The organism is Kitasatospora sp. NPDC056446 (genome assembly GCF_042796115.1).
Lineage (GTDB): Bacteria > Actinomycetota > Actinomycetes > Streptomycetales > Streptomycetaceae > Kitasatospora.
Window position 1 is genome coordinate 1 of the sequence record NZ_JBHTRF010000186.1, and the last position, 1,899, is coordinate 1,899.

Below are 1,899 nucleotides of genomic sequence, written 5' to 3' on the forward strand. Positions count from 1 at the left end.
CCGGTGTGTCATCGGCCGGCATGCCAAGCCTGGCGTTCGTCACCACCGCAGCGAGTGGCATCGCAGGAACCGGCATCAGCAACGTCGGCACCCTCAGTGCACGCAACATCAGCATGACGGCATTGATGGGACCGGGTCTGTCCGCTACCGGCATCAACGCGGGCGGCACGATCATCGCCAACGCCATCGATGCCAGCGACGGCAGCCTGACCATCCGCAGTTCTGCACCGGTGGCGATCAACAACGCCATCGTTACGGCCACGGCGATGTCCACGGTGGGATCGGCTGTCATGGGGGGGCCGGTCGCCGTCCAGATGACCGGCGGCAGCATCGACGCCAGGACCGTGAACTTAAATGGCGGCATCAACGGCGACGTGGTGCTGTCAGGCTCGATCAAGGCAGACTCGATCGGAATCGACGCGAACAACATCACCCAGACCGCGGGTTCGCTGGAGGGCGCGCTGCAACTGGATACGCAGGGCCGAGTGACCCTGGGACAGGCGAGCAATGCCATCAGCCGCGTTGGTGGCCATGTCGGTACCGACCTGACCCTGGCCACCTCGACCAGCCTGGCGAACAGCGGGGCGCTGTCGGTAGGTGGCAATACCACGCTCGACGCAGCTGCGGGCAATATCACCCTGACCCATGCCGGCAACAGTTTCGGCAACCGGGTCAGCGCGAAAGGAGCCGATGTCAGTCTGGTCGGCATCGGTGCACTGAACCTGGGCGATATCGACGCGCGCAGCCTGGATGCGCAGGGCGGCAGCCTTGGCCTGAGCGGTACGATCACCACGTCCGGTAACCAGGCCTACCGGTCCGCGGTGACACTGCAGGGCAACGCGACGCTGCAGGGTGGGACGATCCTGTTCGACGGCACCGTTGATGGCAGCTACCAGCTGGGCGTCGACGCCAGCGGAATGGCCACGTTCTCCGGTGCCATTGGTGGCAGCACCGCATTGCAGGGCCTGAATGTCAGCACGGGCAACGGTGCGCGCCTGTTCGGCGATGTCAGCACGCTGGGCACGCTCGGGTTCTCTGGCCCGGTGCGCGTGTACGGTGAGCGCAGCCTGACCTCGCTCATCGGGAGCCTCACACTCGGCGGAACGGTCGACGGTGACGGTGGCGGTCTGAATCTGAGTGCACGCCAGCTCACGATCGGCGGCGAGGTGGGAGGAGCCGGGGTGGTGGGTCGCCTGCACGGTCGCGCCGATACCATCGTGCTGGGCAGCCGCCTCACCAGCACCGGCGATATCCTGCTGCAGGGCAACGTGGTGCTGGACGGCAACACGCAGCTGATCAGCACTGGCGGCGGCGCCCTCACCACCGACGGCATCTCCAGCAACACCGCCGGTGGTTACAACCTGGCACTGACTACTGGCGGCCAGATCCAGGTCAACGGCAACATCAATGCCGCCGATGTCAGCATCACCGGGCTTCTGTTCAACGGTCGAGGCATCGTCAGCAAGCGCAACCTCAGCATCGACTCCGCGATCAGCCTGGTCCAGGCCGGCAGCTACCAGGTCGATGGCCGGGCCTGGTTCCGGAGTGCGGGGAACATCAATCTGATCGATGCAGGCAATCGCTTCGGTGGCGAGGTCGCCCTGGCGGGCAGAAGTGCCCAACTACGCGCGGGCGATCTGCTGTTGGGCAACAGCACGCTGACGGAGAACCTGCGGCTGGATCTCACCGGCGGGCTGCAGCAGGCCGCGGGCAGCATGCTGGACGTCGGCGGCACCACCCATATCGATGCCGGCGGCGCCGTCAACCTCGACAGGACCGACGGCATGGGCCGGCCGGTGAACCGGTTTGGCGACACGGTGTCACTGAAGGGCCGCGGCAGCTACATCTCTGCTGCCGGCACGCTGGCGTTCTCCGATTTCGATGTGGACAGCCTGATTG

At 65.9% G+C, this 1,899-nt stretch carries 1 protein-coding gene; it reads left to right on the plus strand.

Annotated elements, in window-relative coordinates; translation table 11 throughout:
* Positions 1–20: 20 nt before the first annotated feature.
* On the plus strand, positions 21–1,899 hold a 1,879-nt coding region (locus tag ACFQ6N_RS40470), incomplete at its 3' end, for a beta strand repeat-containing protein (protein WP_380659148.1).